Annotated in this window: 14 protein-coding genes; 8 read left to right on the top strand and 6 right to left on the bottom strand. The window is 47.4% G+C overall.

What is annotated here, in order from left to right:
- Window positions 1-142: 142 nt before the first annotated feature.
- Window positions 143-490, top strand: coding sequence for a hypothetical protein (locus KZ498_RS12045; protein WP_312619116.1), 348 nt, complete (start codon window positions 143-145; stop codon window positions 488-490).
- Window positions 491-495: 5 nt separating this feature from the next.
- Complete coding sequence (locus tag KZ498_RS12040) at window positions 496-4,497, top strand: metallophosphoesterase (protein ID WP_312619114.1); 4,002 nt, start codon at window positions 496-498, stop codon at window positions 4,495-4,497.
- A gap of 867 nt (window positions 4,498-5,364) precedes the next feature.
- Here the strand turns inward: KZ498_RS12040 and KZ498_RS12035 are convergent.
- Window positions 5,365-5,691: a DUF4440 domain-containing protein gene (locus KZ498_RS12035; RefSeq protein WP_396276121.1), complete on the bottom strand. Its 327-nt coding sequence runs from the start codon at window positions 5,689-5,691 to the stop codon at window positions 5,365-5,367.
- 497 nt (window positions 5,692-6,188) lie between these two features.
- Between KZ498_RS12035 and KZ498_RS12030 the strand changes: the two genes are divergently transcribed.
- Window positions 6,189-7,331 (top strand): glycosyltransferase family 4 protein, encoded by a 1,143-nt coding sequence (locus KZ498_RS12030; RefSeq protein ID WP_312619112.1) that lies wholly within the window; start codon window positions 6,189-6,191, stop codon window positions 7,329-7,331.
- A gap of 57 nt (window positions 7,332-7,388) precedes the next feature.
- Window positions 7,389-8,621 carry a glycosyltransferase family 4 protein gene (locus tag KZ498_RS12025; protein ID WP_312619110.1) on the top strand — a complete coding sequence of 411 codons (1,233 nt, stop codon included), beginning with the start codon at window positions 7,389-7,391 and terminating at the stop codon, window positions 8,619-8,621.
- Here KZ498_RS12025 and KZ498_RS12020 read toward each other — a convergent pair.
- On the bottom strand, window positions 8,590-9,720 hold the full coding sequence (locus KZ498_RS12020) for a glycosyltransferase family 4 protein (RefSeq protein WP_312619108.1): 1,131 nt from the start codon (window positions 9,718-9,720) through the stop codon (window positions 8,590-8,592). The two genes, KZ498_RS12025 and KZ498_RS12020, sit on opposite strands and share 32 nt — an antisense overlap.
- A 70-nt stretch (window positions 9,721-9,790) precedes the next feature.
- Here KZ498_RS12020 and KZ498_RS12015 point away from each other — a divergent pair, with 70 nt between their 5' ends.
- The 3 genes from KZ498_RS12015 to KZ498_RS12005 all read left to right on the top strand — a co-directional run bounded on the left by KZ498_RS12015 (window position 9,791) and on the right by KZ498_RS12005 (window position 14,106).
- Entirely contained in the window at window positions 9,791-10,687 is an 897-nt protein-coding gene (locus tag KZ498_RS12015) for a glycosyltransferase family 2 protein (protein WP_312619106.1), read from the top strand.
- Window positions 10,688-11,875, top strand: a complete 1,188-nt coding sequence (locus KZ498_RS12010; protein WP_312619104.1) for a glycosyltransferase family 4 protein — start codon at window positions 10,688-10,690, stop codon at window positions 11,873-11,875. It begins immediately after the preceding gene.
- A gap of 344 nt (window positions 11,876-12,219) precedes the next feature.
- Window positions 12,220-14,106 carry a hypothetical protein gene (locus KZ498_RS12005; RefSeq protein WP_312619102.1) on the top strand — a complete coding sequence of 629 codons (1,887 nt, stop codon included), beginning with the start codon at window positions 12,220-12,222 and terminating at the stop codon, window positions 14,104-14,106.
- 53 nt (window positions 14,107-14,159) lie between these two features.
- On the opposite strand, the gene KZ498_RS12000 is transcribed toward KZ498_RS12005, so the two are convergent.
- Window positions 14,160-15,374 carry a sulfatase-like hydrolase/transferase gene (locus KZ498_RS12000; RefSeq protein ID WP_312619100.1) on the bottom strand — a complete coding sequence of 405 codons (1,215 nt, stop codon included), beginning with the start codon at window positions 15,372-15,374 and terminating at the stop codon, window positions 14,160-14,162.
- 5 nt (window positions 15,375-15,379) lie between these two features.
- A complete protein-coding gene (locus tag KZ498_RS11995) occupies window positions 15,380-15,697 on the bottom strand; it encodes a hypothetical protein (protein WP_312619098.1) in 318 nt (105 codons plus the stop codon).
- Window positions 15,698-15,815: 118 nt separating this feature from the next.
- On the opposite strand from KZ498_RS11995, the gene KZ498_RS11990 reads away from it, so the two are divergent.
- Window positions 15,816-16,718: a sulfatase-like hydrolase/transferase gene (locus tag KZ498_RS11990; RefSeq protein WP_312619096.1), complete on the top strand. Its 903-nt coding sequence runs from the start codon at window positions 15,816-15,818 to the stop codon at window positions 16,716-16,718.
- A gap of 284 nt (window positions 16,719-17,002) precedes the next feature.
- On the opposite strand, the gene KZ498_RS11985 is transcribed toward KZ498_RS11990, so the two are convergent.
- Both KZ498_RS11985 and KZ498_RS11980 read right to left on the bottom strand, forming a co-directional pair.
- Window positions 17,003-18,196, bottom strand: a complete 1,194-nt coding sequence (locus KZ498_RS11985; RefSeq protein WP_312619094.1) for a glycosyltransferase family 4 protein — start codon at window positions 18,194-18,196, stop codon at window positions 17,003-17,005.
- Window positions 18,186-19,622, bottom strand: coding sequence for a flippase (locus KZ498_RS11980; RefSeq protein ID WP_312619092.1), 1,437 nt, complete (start codon window positions 19,620-19,622; stop codon window positions 18,186-18,188). Before KZ498_RS11980 ends, KZ498_RS11985 begins: the two co-directional genes overlap by 11 nt.
- Window positions 19,623-19,642: the final 20 nt, after the last annotated feature.

Below are 19,642 nucleotides of genomic sequence, written 5' to 3'. Positions count from 1 at the left end.
AATAACAAGCATATAACAATAATTGGAGTTCAGCATGTTTTATCAAGTGCTTAGAACACATGGCTCAAGAAAAAAGCAGATCCGTTTGCCACCCCAGCCCTTCTAAACAAGCAAGGAAAGCAAGAGGCTCAAGAACTGAGTCATGACTGACTGGAAGGGTCGTCTTTTTCTGACAGATATTGTCGTTCTCACAGGGGCTATCGTAGCTGGCAGTATTCCTATTAATTATGCATCAGATACCGGACAAACAGCATCCACTGTCAGCAAAGGTCCCGAACAACCTGGGGACCCGTCCTTTGACATTGAGATCATCAGCACTAGTCAGCCAGTTAGAGCAGGCAAAACGCTCAGAGTTAATTTCAGTGTGACCAGCACCGGTGCTCCCGAAGATACGCGCTCTGCGTTTGGTTGTCCACTAAAGCCTATCAACGATTGGAGGGTTTCAACAAAAACGTCGAAAGATACACTGTTAATCAGGAAGACTACATGACAAAAATGAAAAAAGATAAGAAGGAACACGCACGCAAGCGACTGGCCCTTAATTTCACTCGTCGTAGTTATCTCGCGTTGACAGCGGCGTTCGGGGGGCTCCTGAGTACCACTGGTGTCGAGGCGGCATCCTCGGTCATCGAAGACTTCGAGCGGTACGACGGGACGACGACGCTTGACGACGTGTACTCGTCCAACATCGGTGCGTTCGACGTTGTCACTGACACTGTCTTCGAAGGTGCTCAGTCACTGTACTCGGTAAAAAGTAACGGTGCGTTCATCAACTCGACGAGTGGGTTAGACACTTATCCTTCGATCGGTGACACGGTCGAGTGGTACACGTGGTCGCGGGCGGGGTCGGGCGATCGTCTTCACTTCCTCCCCCAGAGTGAGACGAACCGGGACAACCACTACTCGATCGATCACTCGCTTCGCGACGACCGAATGCGAATCGGGATTTATGTCAATGGTAACTCCGAGTACTTCGCTGTCGACACGAACTTCACGACGACGCGAGACGAGCGGTGGCTGCGCCACCGCCTGGAGACCGAAGACACGGGCTCGGCCCACGCGTTCACCTACAAAATCTACGAGTACAACTCCTCTGGTGAGGACACGCTGCTCAATTCGATTTCGGGTACCGACACCGAGGCGTCAATCTCGGGTGGCCGAGAGTTCTCGACGGGCGGGATCGGTTGGCTCGTCTACGGGAACTCCGGGGCCGAACGATGGTTTGACGGGCTGGCGAAGGTAGACGACGGGGGTGGGACGACCCTCTCCGTCACGACCGGGGACGCAACCAACGTGGGCGAGACGAGTGCAACGCTGAACGGAACCCTGAACGACCTCGGCGGGGCCACTTCGGCCGACGTTTACTTCGAATGGGGTCCGAGCGGCAATCTCTCGAACGCGACGACGCAACAGACCTTGTCCGCGACTGGCACGTTTAGCGAGGAACTAACCGGGCTTGAAACCGGCACCGACTACGAGTTCAGAGCGGTCGCCCAAGCCAGCGACGGCGACACCGACACCGGAGGCATTGCGGCGTTCACCACCGGAAGCAGCGGCGCGACGTCCGACTTCGTCTCCCCGTACTACAACCTCGCCTCCGATCCGACGAGCCAGTCGCTGATTTACTGGATCGACGAACGTACCGGCGCGGACGGCGGCGAGCAGACGTTCGCGTACGGGACCGATTCGAGCGACCTCTCCCAGCAGGAGACGGTGACCGGGACCGCCGTTCCCGAGAAGAACGGTATCTATCGGTACGTGGTCGACCTCTCGGGGTTGAGCGACGGGACGACCTACTATGGTGACATCCGCGATGGCGGGACGACCCTCGAGTCGGTCGAGTGGCGGACGCTGCCCGCCACACTACCCGACGGCGGACTCGACATCGCGCTCTACTCCGACATCCACATCGACAACGGCGACGGAATGGGCGATCCCTCCGACATGATTCCCGTTCGCGAGGAGGACCCCGATCTTGTTCTCTTCGGCGGCGACTACATCACGTGGGGCGACGGGTCGACGAGCAACCGGTCCGACGAGGAGGTCGTCGACTGGTGGCTCGACCTGTTCAGGGAGTGGTACGGGACACTCAACGAGAGCCGGCTCCACCCTGTCCTTCCGATACCCGGCAACCACGAGGTCGGCAACCACAGCTGGGACGGGACGGGCACCGTGAACCCCGAACAAGGCGTCTTCCAGTTCTTCTACGGGAACCCGAGGTTCCTCGACCCGGTCGGCGAGAACTACGGCCAGGTGACGGTCGGCGACTACCTGCAACTGCTCGCTCTGGACACACACTCGGCGTATCCCGAGGACGTGGGCGCCTGGCTGGGGGGTGCCATCGACGGGAGCGTGCTCTGTACGATTCCGTTCCACCACAGCCCGCTGTTATCGGGCGGGAACCGGCGCGTTCCGGAGGACGACGACTTGCAGAGGCGACTCCGCGACGAGTGGCTGCGGACGCTGTGGGAGGACGATTCGGTCCTGTGTCACTTCGCTGGACACATCCACCTCCGTGAGTACACGGTGCCCTACACGGTCGTCGATACGGAGCCCTCCTCGGGTGACTACATCCCGCTCGACAGCGGGGTGGACGGATACCTCGTGGAAGATACGAGCGGCGCCGAGCGAGTCATGCAGTTCGGCACGGGATATCGCGCGAACCGCTCGTACGACAAGGAGTGGTTCACCGACTACATCGCCGAGCAGAACCAGTTCTATTCGCTGACGCTGACGAGTTCCCAGCTCGAAGTCCGGGAGCTGGACACGGCCGGCAACCCCTACGAATCACACATCTTCAGCACGCTTGACCTTCCGTCGGTGGACACAACGGCAGCAGGCGACGCTTCTTTTGCCGGGAGTGGAGGCGATTACACGATCAGTGCAGCTGGGGCTGACGTCTGGGAGTCCGCCGACGAGTACGGCGCGCTCTACAAAGACGATGTTTCCGGGGATGTCGTCGCTCGGACCACGATAGAAAGTCAAGAGAACACCCATCCGTGGGCCAAGTCTGGTATCATGATCGCCAACGATCTTACAACCGCTGGGAGCTCCGCCGGTGACGTCATCGTGGCTGTTACCCCCGAGAATGGCTTTGCCTTCCAGTGGGACGGCAACGGCGACGGGTTCGTCAACAGTAACACCAATGTCGACTCAACGAACTATCCCTGCGACCTCCGCCTAACTAAGTCTGGTTCAGGATACATTGGTGAATACTCCACCGATGGCGGCTCAACTTGGACCACAATCGACTCCGTCTCCATCAGTGACGCGAACAGCAGTCAGGACGTTGGTCTGGTCACCACCTCTCATAACACTGGGACCAACTGTACCGCCGAGTTCGCAAACTTCACGACCGAAGCACCTACTTCTGTCGATCTCCCGTCGGTAGACACGACAGCAACGGGTGACGCTTTCTTTTCGGGAGAAAGTGGCGATTACACGATCAGTGCAGCTGGGGCTGACGTCTGGGAGTCCGCCGACGAGTACGGTGCACTCTACAAAGACGATGTCTCCGGTGATGTCGTCGCTCGGACCACGATAGAAAGTCAAGAGAACACCCATCCGTGGGCCAAATCGGGCATTATGATCGCCAACGATATTACAACCGCCGGGAGCTCCGCCGGTGACGTCATCGTGGCTATTAGCCCTGAGAACGGCTTTGCCTTCCAGTGGGACAGCAACGGCGACGGGTTCGTCAACAGGAGCACCGACACCGATTCGACGAACTATCCCTGCGACCTCCGCCTAACTAAGTCTGGTTCAGGATACCTTGGTGAATACTCCACCGATGGCGGCTCAACTTGGACCACAATCGACTCTGTTTCCATCACTGACGCGAACAGCAGTCAGGATGTTGGTCTGTTCACCACCTCTCATAACACCGGAACGAACTGTACCGCCGACTTTGCAAACTTCACGACTGAAGCACCTCCTTCCGTCGATCTGGCGTCGGTGGACACGACGGCAGCAGGCGACGCTTCTTTTGTCGGGAGTGGAGGCGATTACACGATCAGTGCAGCTGGGGCTGACGTCTGGGAGTCCGCCGACGAGTACGGCGCGCTCTACAAAGACGATGTTTCCGGGGATGTCGTCGCTCGGACCACGATAGAAAGTCAAGAGAACACCCATCCGTGGGCCAAATCGGGCATTATGATCGCCAACGATATTACAACCGCCGGGAGCTCCGCCGGTGACGTCATCGTGGCTATTAGCCCTGAGAACGGCTTTGCCTTCCAGTGGGACAGCAACGGCGACGGGTTCGTCAACAGTAATACCAATGTCGACTCAACGAACTATCCCTGCGACCTCCGCCTAACTAAGTCTGGTTCAGAATACATTGGTGAATACTCCACCGATGGCGGCTCAACTTGGACCACAATCGACTCCGTTTCCATCACTGACGCGAACAGCAGTCAGGATGTTGGTCTGTTCACCACCTCTCATAACACCGGAACGAACTGTACCGCCGAGTTCGCAAACTTCACAACGAACTAACTGTTCAGCCGACCGTGCACGTGTGGGTTCAGGTTCCACCCACTCACCTGTTGCATATTGGATGGTTTTTTCGCCCGACCAAGATGGACCAATGGAGCCTGCTAACTGGGCTTCCCACGTTTTCGAGTATAAATATTTGTCAGGTTCTTATATTGGTTGGCGACGGAAGATTGGATGAAACCGTAAGTAGTGAGCCGGTTTGTATGCCTTCACCATCCATCGGACAGGGATATCTTCACGCGAGAGGAGTCCTCATGCGAGCTCAAAACCGCCCGATGAGCGCCACCCTGTGTGGTCTGCGAAAGAGTTGAGTCCTCTGGAAGTGTCTCTTTCTCGTTGAAGAAAGGGCCTATTGCTGCGGCATTTGTCGGAACCAGAACTTAATGAAGCGATTGCGGATGCACAATCGGAGGACGAGACCCGTTCTAGTCAGGCGACTGTGTTATATCAAGAATCTCTATCAAGATAACACGCGCAAGCAAGCCGGCCCATCGGAATTGACAGATTCGGCCACGCTTCGACGGCGGCCGCCGGATATCACGTTTGATCAATAGGACCAACTTTGTACAATCCTCGAAGAAGGACAACCACGGACGCCCAAGCAAATTCACGCCACCGGAGAAAGGTACAACATCATGTACCATCCCGCTCATCTGAACCGCAAGCTACATTTCACGCGAAGAGAGCGATTGGTCGGGGTTATGAGAGGAATGTGGTGCTGCATATGGAGGTGTCTTCAGCACGGTCGCCACCTATTGTAAAGATTCTTCAGGACTCAAAGGTGGATATAGGATATCGATTCGGGAGGGTGAAATGGTCGTCGAACCGGGAGGCCAGACGTTCTTCGGTTTCTCAGGCAACCTATGCTCACCATTTTCTCGAAAACCCGGAGTTGAAATCAAGGTGGAAGTGGACGTGTTTCCACTCGCCGTTCTCCTTTCGGTAGACTTTGATCGCCCGGTCCTCATGAGGGATTTGTTCAATCGCAAAGGTCGCTAACTCCGACTTGTTGGGAAGTTCGTATGCGGGGTCGCCAGTGACACGGTTGAGCTGGTCCGTGCGAGTAATCGTGCCACTCGTTAATTCTTCCACAAATCCTTCGAACACCCCACCGACGGCGTCCCAGCACGCCTCCCTACCACTGCCTCCCGTCATGACCATCACGACGTCCTTGTGTGACCAGATTTCCGCCATGGGACTGATATACCCGTTTATAACCACTTCCAATGCTCAGATGAGACGTGTGTTGCAGTATGTCACCGCTTTAGGATTTCAATAGAGTCGAATGATACTATGATCAAAGTCCGTTTCTTCTACAGAAGTTGATATTGGTGGTACAATGGATACCATCTATACAGCACGCGAACACCGGTTCAATTTAGCAGACACTGGTAAACTCGCGGAGTTTCTCTCCAGCAGCCTGTGTGAATTCTTCAGCCGAAGCCACGAGAGTGGCTCCAAACCTGCCCAGTACCAGCCCATTAGTGGTGTGCCGCCCTTCGACCTGTCCTCGGTACCTGCATTCTTGATCTCCACCTGAGAAGTGGCGTAATCCGTTCCAATCATTTCAGGTTATTGAATCGGGATGTTTTCACGAATTGGGTTGAACGCATCTGAAGTAAATTAGATCTATTAGGTTTAGAATATCAGGATAAGTTACTACTTTATGGGGAGACCATCTACTGGGCTCTATGAACAACCGGGCAGAGAACCGAATACTTCTCACTTCGGATTATTTACCGCCGAGTGATGGGGGCGTTGAACAGGTAGTACAGAAATTAGCCCTTCATCTCGTTGATGAAGGTTTCAAAGTTGGTATCTTCACGTTAGACGACGATGCCCGAGATTTTGAATTGCAGGATGTTCCCGAAATATCAGTCTACACTGCTTCGGCCCTAGATCTTACTAACATTATCGGATTACAGAGTATGTTCTCGGTTTCTGCCTTACGAGAATTCAGAAGGGTTCTTCGAGAGTTTCAGCCAGATATTGTACACGCCCATAACCGATTCTTTTATACATCAGTAGTTGCCGCGCTCTACTCAATTCGTGCAGATTACAAACTGGTGACTACGTTTCATCTCAGTGATATTGGAATGATATCCGGCCTCGGTGGTGCCGCAGCGAAGACGTTCGAACAGACAATAAGTCGGTTCGTGATCTCTCGGAGCGAACAGGTGATATGTGTCAGTGCCTCCGCCGAGTCGATTGCGCAATCACTCGGGGCGAAGCGAACGGCAGTAGTTCGGAACACAGTTGACGTTGACGAATTTTCACCGAATCCAAAAAACGGGAAGTCACTCTTGTATATTGGCCGATTTGTCCATAACAATGGAATCCAGGATCTACTGACCGCACTTCCATCGATCCTAGACTCCCATCCGGATGCGGAGGTCCATCTTGTCGGAAGTGGTCCCTTGGGAGAGGAAGTTCAGAAAACAATTCATTCCTCTGGTCTCTCTGATTCAGTGACGATCTACGATTACGTTGATGACATCTCTGAGATGTATGATCGTGCAAGCGTGTTTTGTCGGCCCTCCTACTCCGAGGGACTACCCCTTACAATGCTTGAGGCAATGGCGTCCGGTATCCCACCTGTCGTCACGGCAATCGCCGGCGTTCCTGAGGTTGTCACCGATCACGAAACAGGCGTTCTTCTGGAGCCGGACAATCCAGACGAAGTGGCACAGGCAGTTATCGAACTGTTTGATGACGCCGAGTTACGAGTCAGACTGGCAAAGAATGCCCGTGAATACATTACTGAAAACCTCACGTGGGAGCAGCGGACGGAAAAAGTGATAGACGTATACAGTCAGGTAACTACTGATGTCTGATCGGCTCGCTAGGACGATGAGCAGTGGCGTTCAGTGCTACTTCGGAGGTATCCTTGAATGAAGATCGCTCACGTCTACGACGAACACTACCGCGTTAGTCCAGAGAAGGGTTCTGTCGCAAAGGTGATTTATAACCTTGCAACAATACAGGCAGAACTCGGACATGACATTACTGTACTTGAACGACAATGGTCCGGGCTACCGCAACAGGAGAAACAAGATGGAGTTCAGTTCACCCGGTTTCCGCTCTCCATTGGGTCTGATATTGAGGGTGAGGAGATCCCCTACAAGCAGATAAAGAGTCCCACTGGAATCCTGACGATGCTCTTTGATCGATTTGAACTTGCGCTAAAGCTTCGGAGACACTTCAGGCAGACGGATTACGATATCGTTCACTTTCACGTCCCGTTCGTTGCGAACATTCTCATACACATTTATCCTACAATCAGAAATAGGGCGGTATATACTGCCCACGTTGGCGAAGAAGACGTGCGTTTCGGACTCTCCAAGGAAGGATTTGTCTCGCACTTTCTTTCGGTTTTTTCTCCGGACTTACACTTGATGCGGCGTACGGCAACCTCTAATGTTCTGAATGAGCGACTGGCGGAAGAACTCCCTTTAAAGGATATTGAAGTTATCCCGAACGGTGTAGACGTTACTGAATATACCCCTGAGAACACCGATCTTGTTGATTTGAAATCTGAATTCGGTATTGAGACACCGTTTGTTCTTTTCGTAGGAACAATCACCCCACGCAAGGGCCCTGATATTCTCCTTGATGCTATCAACACTCTCGAAGAAGATGGTACTATTGGAGAGTTCAGCTTCGTATTCGCCGGAAACCAAGAGATTGAAAAGGAGTTTGCGGCTGAGTTAGCCGAGCGTGCAGAGAATTTAATGACAGTGATCCATTTTCCGGGATTTGTCAGTCTTAAAGAACTAAAAGCATTGTATGCATCCTGTGATATCTTCGCACTTCCTTCACACGAAGAAGGATGGGGGATGGTCATCACTGAAGCGATGGCTTCTCAAAGTCCAATTGTGGCCACAAACGTATCTGGAATCCCCGAACAGGTCTACGAAGAAGAAAACGGTTATCTTGTTGAACCTGGAGATGCGTCCGGACTTGCGGACAAAATCCAGATATTAATTGATGCTGAAGACCAACGCCGGCAAATGGGTGAGAAAAGTCGAGAACTGGCTATGGAGCTATTCAGCTGGGAATCCGTTGCGGAGCAGTATCTTTCGATGTATCCCTCTAATGCTCAAGAGCTGACTGATATATACTAACTAATTGCTTACAAATCACGTTCCAAGATAACTCGGTTTGGACTTTCTCATCTATTATATCCTCCATATGTTGACTAGTTTCTTCTGAACTGATGATACCAATTATTGCTTCGCTCAGAGAATCAGGGTCGTTTGATGGAACAATATACCCAGTCTCCCCTTCAGTAACTGCCTCAGGTAAACTCCCGACATTAGTAACAACAACAGGTGTTCGATATTCATACGAGATAGTGAGTACACCACTTTGAGAACCGCTCTTATACGGTAGAACTACGACATCTGCATTCCGGAAGAATTTTCCAACTTTCTCGTCGGGAATGAATTCGTTATAGATCTGAACAAATTCGGAGTTTGCAATATCCGCTGGCAGGTATTTTGAAATGTCACCTTTCCCAGCTAAGGTTACAGTCGCTTCTGGGCATTCAGACTGAATCTTGGGAATAGCATCGCCGAGAACATCGATTCCCTTATAATCTGCAATAAGACCGAAGAAGAGTATGTTTTTCTTATTAGGATCGTCAAATCTAACACCGGTATCTACATTACGGTAATGTTCATACACACCGTGTTTGAGCACTGCAATCTTGTTTTTTGAAACATCTTTATTTTCGAGTACCTCCTTCAAATATTCTCCGTGGACAAGAATCTTATCAGCAGCTGAACGAAAGTGATATTTCGAATAGGAATATATCCGAGTACGGTCGTAAAAAGTAACATCATTCGTTTCCTCTGGTTCGTGATCCGTATATACGATAGGATACGAGGAAAGAAACGGGATTACCGGATTCAACCAAAAGAATCCTTGAGTGATATGAATAATATCAGGGTCGATAGTCTGGATTTTCCTGAGTAGTCGATAATATGTGATTGGGTTCAGGCTACGAAGAATCGTCACAAGATTTGAGCTAATTCCAACTCTATGAACATTAACTCCGTCCACAAAGGGATTATCTTGGATATTTCTTTCAGATACAATCACACTAACCTCATGACCAAGATCGTGAAGAGATCGCGCAATTTCAGCAGGATAGATCGGTGTTCCACTCAATTGGATGAGTAATATTTTTAATTTCTCCTCCTCAGGAGTTGTGTCACTCATATCGTTGGCTATAACTGTAGTCCCTCCCCTAATTAACTTATTCAAAATGCTTCCAGTTGCGGATATTCCTATGACTGACGATCCTCATGTGGTTGCCGTTGTTTTGAACTGGAACAATTACGAGGACTCGTCCCGCTGTTTAGAATCTCTAATAGACCAAGACTACTCCAACTTGGACATAATTCTCGTTGATAACGCTTCTACCGATGGATCTGGGGAACAATTAAATGGAGATTTTTTTGACATTACTGTTATATATACGAAGGAGAATCTCGGGTTTGCTGGAGGTATGAATTATGGGATTCGGGCCGCTATGGAGGAATCACCAGATTACGTCTGGATATTAAATAACGATTCTATTCTTCCAAAGAAAACCCTTGAGGGGTTAGTTCCTATTTTAGAATATGATTCCGATATTGGAATTCTATCACCTCGTATCCAAACGGAGAACGAAGAACTCTGGTTTCTACAGGGTGCCATCAATTGGAGGAAATGTGATGTTGATCATCAGGTACCCGACAACAATTCTGCTGAATCACAGCTCATTTCAAATGAATACATACCGATGTGTGCAGCCCTAATTCGTTCAGAGGTCTTTGAACAGATAGGCCTCCTACCAGAAGACTACTTTATGTATTACGAAGACGTGGACTTCTGTATAAAAACCAGACGAAAAGGGTACAGATTAGCCACCTCAACTACTACCACCATCACACACATCGGCTCAGCTAGTTCTGGTAGCGATCTTAGTGCCTTACCGACATACTATAATTTTAGAAACAGAATACATTTGGCCAGAACCTATTCTGATCAATCTGGATCCGGTTTCTGGATATATTACGTTATGAGTATACTCTACGGAACTCTTCGAAGGTTCTATAATAAAGAATTTGAGGCAGTAGTACCCCTTCTACGAGGAGTTGCTGATGGCATCCAGGAAACTAAAGGTCGTGGACCATATCCATAAATGAATCTATTACAAATCACCCAAACGAAAATTTATCCGCCGACACAGGGTGGTGAACACCGATCACACGGTTTAACTCTCGCATTCCAAGAAGGAGAACATCAAACTATCCGATACTGTGTTGGTGGCCCGCTGAGCAACCATGAACTACCAGAAATTGAATATGAGGTAAAGATTAATAATAAGTATAAAGAGATCCGTCCAGCAAATCCATTATACGACCTCCCCAGTATCCCGTCTACTCTTCTAAATGTTCCAGGGACGTTGGTGAATCAGGTCCTGAAATATAGCCCGACACGCCAGTTACAATCATTAGTTCGTTGGGCAGACGTTATATTAGTACAGGGGCCACATTTAGTTCCCCCTGTTATTCGTCTGGCTAATAACACACCCGTTATTTATTCGAGTCATAACGTAGAGGTAGATCGGTGGAGGACACTTTCAGATTCGTCTGTGAAGAGATACTTTTATAATGAGTTGTATGAAAATGAAAAAATCGCTGTTGAGCAATCAGATGCTACTATTTGTGTTTCAGAGGCAGATAAACAACGGTATGATGAGCTCTTCTCTCCATCTTCTCCAATGTGGATTATACCTAATGGGACCTCGAAGGCGAATCTACGTGAGCGCAACATCGAATGTGAAAATAGGACTGTCAGGGAGCGCTATGGAATTGAGGCAAATCAACGAGTAGCAGTTTTTGTTGGAAGTGATTATGGTCCAAATATAACTGCGGTCGAAAAACTACTTCAATTCGCAGAACATGCTGAGCGAGAAGGTGACGCCATTCATTTCCTTGTTGCCGGGACTGTCTGTGATTATTTCGAAGAAGAATACTCAACACTAACCCTCACAGGATTTATAGAAGATATCGAAGAGATATACGATGTCGGAGATATAGCATTAAACCCGATCACCGAAGGAGCAGGTTCAAACATTAAAATAGTTGACTATATGGCACAGTCACTTCCCACGATCACTACTTCATTTGGTGCGAGAGGTTTTGATTTAACCGATGGTGAAACTGCCTTTGTCAGAGATTTGGAAAGTTTTTATTATTTAATACGCCACTTAGATGAAGATGATCTTAAGAAAGTCGGTAGTAGTGGTCAGGACCTAGTACGTGAACAATACATCTGGGAGGTGCTCTCTAATACGGTTCTTGAGTATTTACAAAAAGTCAAATAGGAATTTGTACAAATAAATTGTAAACGGCGTGTGAGAGGTTCTTGAGGCCCGTATCTATATTTAGTAAATTTAGGGCAGGATAACTGTGTAAAATATATTTATTATTTATGCGTTCGGATACGAATGTATTGGCCGTCACGGAATATCACGGCCTCTTAGTCAATTTTGCTGGCTATTCCATGTCTGAACTTACATGGCACTCCCACTGTCTGGCGAGCAATGATACCCCGTCAAATAGCTCTTCCATAGACTTAAAGTGAACTGTAACCAAGAAGGGTTCTATGTGGTGGAAGCTTTGGGACAGACGAACGGATGTTTTTCTTTTATTCGCATCCTCTCTCGCTGTGATTGGTGCGGTAGGACTCTACACACTTAGCCGCAGCTCCCCAAGCTTGGCAATCAATGGCTCATATACTGTTTCTGGAATAGTTATCGGGACTGCATTCTCTTGGGCTTACTCAGTCAAGAAGGAGTCACTAACAAGCGTTGCCGAGGCTGATGTCTCGAAGCAGTTCCCAAAACTAGTTTATATACTTGTGTCAGGTACCATTGTCGGGAGTACATTTGGATCATCTCGATCAGTTCTACTGCTAACCCTGCTACCGATTTGTTCCCTTTTAGTCGTAATTCAGGTCGTTAAGGATGCTCCAATTGCTTGGGTCATTCCACAACTTATGGCACTCTTCATTGTGAATCCACTTACTCGATTTCTGAATACCGGATATTTTTTCGGAAATGGTGATCTGCTTGTCCACACGCCGAATATTCAGAGGGTAATGGAAACTGGCACTACAGGCCAGTATCTCGTGTTATATCAACAATATCCCGGGTATTTTTTTGAAATAGCAACCGTTGGGCATATACTGGGGATAAGTGGATACTCTGCTCTTGAACTAACAGGAGCTATCATTTATACTGTCGGTCTCTTGCTTGTGTACACATTAGCTAATCGCCTATCTCAGAGTCGCCTATTCGGAGTATCGGTCGCGCTTGCATTCTTGGCTATACGACAATTCCACTGGTATGCGAATTACCTTTTCCCTCAAGCATATGTAGTAATATTAATTCTGGTATTTTTGACTGCCGCAAGAATTCAAAACGAGATCCATTTTTCATCTGCTTCCCGTCTTAAAGCAATACTTGGGGGAGCGTTACTGATTGTCACTATAGTTTCTGCAATGTATATTCATCATTTAGGAATCCTTGTTAGTCTATTTGTCCTCTTTTTTCTTGTTATTTCAGAGAAGGTCACGCTCTGGCAAATTCCCAATCACCGCAATATTGGGATCTTGGGTCGGGGGTATGCTGCGTTGCTATTTTTGATTGGACTGTCCAGGTGGACTACTACCGGTTCTGGATTTTTATTCCCTCTTTCGGAATATACTTTCCTCTTGTTCGGAATTGGATCTAGGGTGTCTCTTTTTTTCTCTGATGGGGGAACAGGAGGAAGCGCTCTCACAGAGATAGGTTCTGCATCTCTCTCATCGGGGGTCCTAAATATGATTGTTTATCCGCCATTCATATATTTCATATCTCTCGTCAGTGTGTTGGTAATTGGGGTGTGTGTACTATTAGTCAGTTATCGAGATCTGAGTGATGCACTTCCCTATATTCTCACAGGGGCTATTCTCTCCCCGTTAGTTCTCCCAACACCTATTTCAATCAAGTCGATAAACCGACTGCGATTAGTGTTTTTACTTGCTTTCGTGTTTTTCCTTGGATGTGGAGTCTATGGACTCATTCAGCTCAGCCGTTCAAATCACTCATCATTACGAGTGGCCAGTATTGTGTTACTTGTAGGGTTGATTGTAGCAGGGCCTATCGCGAGTAGCAGTATTACGCTTATGGGGCCAATCCAGTCACAATCCGAATTCAGTACAACAGAATACAAACAAATAGAAGCGACATCAGAATTCGTTGGAGAGACTGATATCCGTACTGACTGGCTCACTGGGGTTACAATAAATCATTTCCGCGAGAGAGACTTGGCATATAGCGGGATCAATGTTAGTGCTGAAGGATTGTCATTCGATTCTGGCACTCTAATATTTCGTGAAACCTGGACAGACTATCGCGTATCATACAGAGATACTAATTCAAAGTTATTTAGTAGATTCGTAATCACAAGGGGATATATACACGAACTTGAACAGAGAAAAAATAAGATCTATTCCTCTGGAGGCGTAGGTGCTCTGAAGAATACAGACGCCAATAATACAAATTCTAGCTAACTGAGCCAATTACGAAGTTAGCTGATATATCGAATAGTGGATTAAGAACTCGGTTAATCCACATATCCTAGATGCTTAAGCCGTGAAGCGACTTTATCATCTTGCCATCCAACGGTATGTTCACCAATTCGCTCATTTTTTATTGAGGGAGAAGAAACAAAAGATTCTACAGCTTTCTCTAACTCTGCTCTTTTTTTGGTATTGGTGGACTCAGATTTCTCCTCAGGATCTTCAGCGATATTATACAATTCTTTGTCATAATCGCCATGTCTCTCATAAGTCTGGATGTATTTCCATTTTTCATCTCTATATCCGATATAGGTCTCATCAATCTGAGGAACATAATTTATAATAAAGGATTTATTTTCTGTTAGTGATCCCCGCCACTCTGATGGTAGCAACTCACCAATTTGGTCCAAAAATAGCAAGGGTATATCCAAATGTCGAATTAGGTTCCCCTCATTATTTTTAAGAGAGCTACTATATAAGAATGGAACTTTCACTACTTCGTCATAGAGCTGAGCATGGCCCCAGACATCATGATTAAATCCTTCTCCATGGTCACCAGTCATAACAATACTGGCGCTGTTTGGAAGGAAATTAAAAAGATCCTCAAGAAAGGAATCGAAGTATGCTACACAGTCATTATATAGGTTGCGATATGTGTCTTGGTATTTTGGAGCGGGTTTCCGAGAATCGGACCAATCATGATTGAGCGTCCGTATCGATTTGATCGGCCCCCTTCGTAAAACACGTCGAATGCCGGGCAGATACGGTGCATGTAAATCCATAAAGTGAAGCCAGAGGAATCTTGGCGACGGAGCTTCATTCCACCATTTTTTTGCTCGACTCAATAGATCTGGTGCTGGCACTCGGCTTTCCATCCGAGACAGTCGAACGAGATTTTCAATTGTCCCACCTTTCTTGAAGTTATCATCAGGAGCTAGTCCATCGTTCCAGAATGTGTCAAATTCATCTCTCCACTTCGACAGATACGGGTTAGAAGCTACAAATCCTCCTGTAGAGTACCCATTATCGCTTAGGATGGAAGGAAGAGTAGGACAGTCAGATTTGACTGCACCAGTTTCATCGTAGACTTCCGGATAATACTGACTGGCCAGAATAGAGGGGAAAACACCGTTAGTCGCTGCTCCCTGAGCAATAGCAAAATCCTGAGATAGACTAGAAGATTGAACAGAGTCCATTCGGTCTACTGTATCCGACCGCCAACAATCAACCGTAATGAGAATGGCATCTTTGCTAGTCATAGAGTCTAGTCTTTCCCCCCGTCTATTAAATTCCGGCTATATTCGAGTATCTCGATTAGTCGGGTGAGTTCAGAAAGCCGCACAGGATGTGAGCCATCAAAGAGCACGGCTTCGAGACCGCGCTCTTCAAACCGACTCAACCAGTTGTAGACTGTCTGGCAATCCCAGCCGTACTTTGCTTCAATCGCATCAGGCGAGAGATCTTCTAAGTGTTCACGAGTAGAAGTAAAGCATTTGATCACCCTCGGATCAGTCTCGTCCGCGAGTTGGTCGCGGACTTGACTCTTGGTGAGGTCGGAGATCCTGTCCCCTTCCTTCGTCATACCAAGTCTCGTCTCTGGACACTAAAAATAGCTGACCGGCATTATAAAATACCGGAGTTGAGGGGCAGTCCGGTTTCATTGAGATAGGTTTTACTGGTCCCATTACGAAGTTGGTAGCATGTCGTCTTGGTTAGAGAGAAAAAAAACCGACATTCAAGAGACAGGGCCAGTTGGTGTGAAACGAGCAATCAATGATTTATGGACATATTTCTTATCTGAAGGGGTCGCCCCTTTTGCCCCAAATGGGAAGCACATATTCGATGAGGAATGGGATCTTCTAATAATTCTAGATGCTTGCAGGTATGATTTAATGGAGGATGTAGAAGATGACTACGAATTTATTGGATCTCTTGAAAAGGTCTGGAGTGTAGCAAGTAGTTCAGTCGGATGGATGACCGAAACCTTCGATAACGCCCATCAAGATAAAATCTCAAAAACCTCAATTATAACGGCGAACCCGTATAGTGACGAACTCATAAACCCGAATGATGTCTTCTACTTAGACGAGGTCTGGACATATGGCTGGGATGATGATATGTCTACGACACCAGCTGATGCCGTTACCGACCGTACAATTGAATTTCTCCGTGGAAACAACTCTAAATATACGATTTCCCATTATATGCAACCACATGCTTCATTTGTAAACTATCCTGATATAAAGCCCGAGAATACTACTACAGAGAGCGTCTGGAAATCGGTTCTGTATGGAGAAAATAGTAAATCAGAGATTTGGGAAGCCTATCAGGATAATCTACATTATGTGTTGGAGTCTATCCAGGTGTTACTTGAGAATGTCGATGCAGAGAAGGTAGTGATAACCGCTGACCACGGAAATGCGCTTGGAGAGTGGTGGACCTATGGACACGATGGGTATGTTCCAATTGACGCGCAAAGGGCAGTTCCATGGATTCAAACACATGCTGAAGACAAAAACACCCATACTCCCGAAACCCGCCACAGTTCTTCCACGGAACCTGAGGTAAACGACCGCCTTAGACAGTTAGGATATGTAGAATGAAGACGATCTCAATCGGCGGTGCCAACCAGGATGAACGGCGTTGTCCTCCCAAACTCCTACGCGACAGGGGTAGGCATAGGCACCGGCCAGTGGCTTGGGGTACTCGGTATAAGTCCCTGACCTACGCTGAAGGCTGAAATCACTCGACTCAACACACTGCTTCACCGTAGAACTCGATCAGCGTGAAGTAACTCCGAAAATATAGCGGTGATCACCAGAGAGTTTTGATTCTGAGATTCGTTAATAACATGATTGGATAGTGCCGAATTTACAGTGGTTACATATCACGAGCAATCCTGTATAGCTTGTTCAAACTGTGCAGTTGCATTTTCCCAAGTGTAGTCTTTGACACTCTCGTAACCTTGTTGTTGTAGATGCGCTCGCTTTTCATCGTCCTCTATTAGCTCACCCACAGCTTCAATCAATGCCCCACTTTTACGGGGTGGAACAATAGATGCTGTCTCCCCATCTTCTGCATAATCTGGCACACCGCCTACATTCGTAGCCACTACTGCACATTTACAAGCCATTGCTTCCAGAGGTGGCAGTTGACAGCCTTCTACCCAACTCGGGAGAACGAAAATATCTGCTTTGGAGTAGAGGTGCCGAAGTTCCTGATCTGAAATATTTGAATGTTGAATAGTACCGTCGATATAGTCCCCTTCTTCTAGATTGTTTCCATACAGATGAATCTCTACATCATATGATGTCCTAATCTCTTTGATGAGTTTTTTTACCTCTCGTTCGCCTTTCCAGGGTATGTTCCTCGACGGGATTAATAGAGAGATCACCTGACTCTCGATTGTATCTTCCGGATAGAAGACTGAATGATTCACACTATTAGTGACTACACCCGCGACAGTTTGATTGAATTTTAATTCCAACAATTTTTTTAGCCAAGATGATATAGTTATCTTAGTCAGAGGCAATTCATAGGCTCGGTCAACTAACTCCTTTTGCCGCTTTGCTTTAGAATCTACAGGAGTGACTTCGTACATCTTTATTGGGTATGACGATGGATCCTCAGCTATTGAGGAAACCTGTGACCAAGCTTCATCACTATTCCAAGTATCCCATATCTCATAGTGCTGAACAAAATGTACTTTCTCACCCTTTGAATCATCAAGAGCAGAGACAGTATATGCAGTTTGCCATGCTGTCGCAATCGTCACATCTGCGTCCGGTATCCCATGTTCGAAATACTTGATGAAATTGGGTGATAACGTGGGGATCTGCTGAACAGGAACATTGAGCTCAAACCAATCAACTTCGTTAGATGTGAATGAGCGACTGAGTGTTTTCGAAACTTGTCTTATCCTTGGTTTTGGTGCTGTCCACTTCTCCGACATCCTAGATGGAATAGTAGGATATATGATATTTATTCTATGACCACGTTTGGTGAGCCGGTTCGCATATTCGAAGACGACACGATTTCCGCCTGTTAACCCGACACCAGGGAGAATGAAATTAACTTTCATTGGTTTGACCTCGTAGAATCCGTTGGCACTGACTAAGAATAGTTGACCGGAGTGAGGGAAATAGAGGTATCGATACTGTATAGATTATAGCCCCAAGACAAATTACGAATAGCAACTCAACGAGTGAATTCACGCTGATTAACCATCTGACTGGGACTAATAAAAGTGTCATACTTACCGCAGCGAGAACACAGGCAAACAATTCACTATATGGTATCTGTACCGAAAGACGTCGTGATAAATATATCCAGTGAAGGAACAAACCACTGATAAAGGAAGCTATCATCGTGGCAATAGCAGCACCAGTAATTCCGAATTCCCACACTAGTACGATATTTAGAATTAAATTCAGCATTACCCCCACTATAGTCGCCCGAGCCGCTAAATCTGGCCGATCAATTGCCTGGAGCGACCGACCGAAAACCACCTGTGGTGCTTCTGTAACCTGATCAAACATTAGTATAATGAGTGCAAGCCACGCCATCGTATACTCAGTTCCAAAGACCAGTCCAAGGATCTCCTTTGAAAACAACAGTGTACCAAAGAAAGCGGGAATCACCAGTATTAAAGATGGGGTGAGAACTTGAGGAATGAGATCCTCAATTCGATCTTTGGCCCCTTCACCACTCCATTCACTAAATTGAGGGAAAACCGCAGTAGCAATTGATCGGCTGAGAAGGATTACAATTGTCGTCACCCGCCATGCGACTTCGTAAGCTCCAACATGTGCTTGTGTGAGAAACAGCCCAATAATCGCTACATCCATCCAGTTATAAAAATATCCGCCGATTGAGGAGACGACATTGTATTTCCCATAATCGTATAATGAACGGGCGTGTTCACGAGAAGGTTTATTTGGAATTACTGATACTTTAAACCAACCCCATATTATTACTAAGAATATTCCAGACAATAGTCCGTAAATCAGGGCAAGTGCTTCAAATCCTTGGCTTACAAATATTCCACCGACACCAAGCCAAGTTGCTTGCCGCGCTACTTGTAGAACTGCAGTTTCACCAACGCGGAGCTCACCCTTCAATACGACAATGGCGAGTTGCGCAGCTTCCTGGAGGATGAGAGCAATTGCAAGAAGGATAGCGATCTCCGCGCCTAAGTAACTATTAATCCAGGACTGTAAGAGAACAATTCCTAGGACTACTGCAGATATCGGTATGAGTTTGAGAGCAAGTGCACTTGATAGAAATTTTCCTTGGGAATCACCTTCACTAATGCGTTTCTCAACAGCACCGCGAATCCCAAAATCAGCTGGAATGGCAAACAAACCTAACATTGCTTGAAATAAGAAAAATGTGCCCATTGGCGAAGGACCCAGTACTCGGGCAAAGTAGACAATTCCGACGAACTGTAGCACTGAACCAGTGATATTCGCAGCAAACAGTTTTAAACTAGATCGAGCTAAATTCATATAATATTGTAGATTTGTGC

The organism is Haloarcula sp. 1CSR25-25 (assembly GCF_032027985.1).
Classification (GTDB): domain Archaea; phylum Halobacteriota; class Halobacteria; order Halobacteriales; family Haloarculaceae; genus Haloarcula.
The sequence above is the reverse complement of the archived record's forward strand: the minus strand, read 5'-3'. Positions and strand labels throughout refer to the sequence as shown.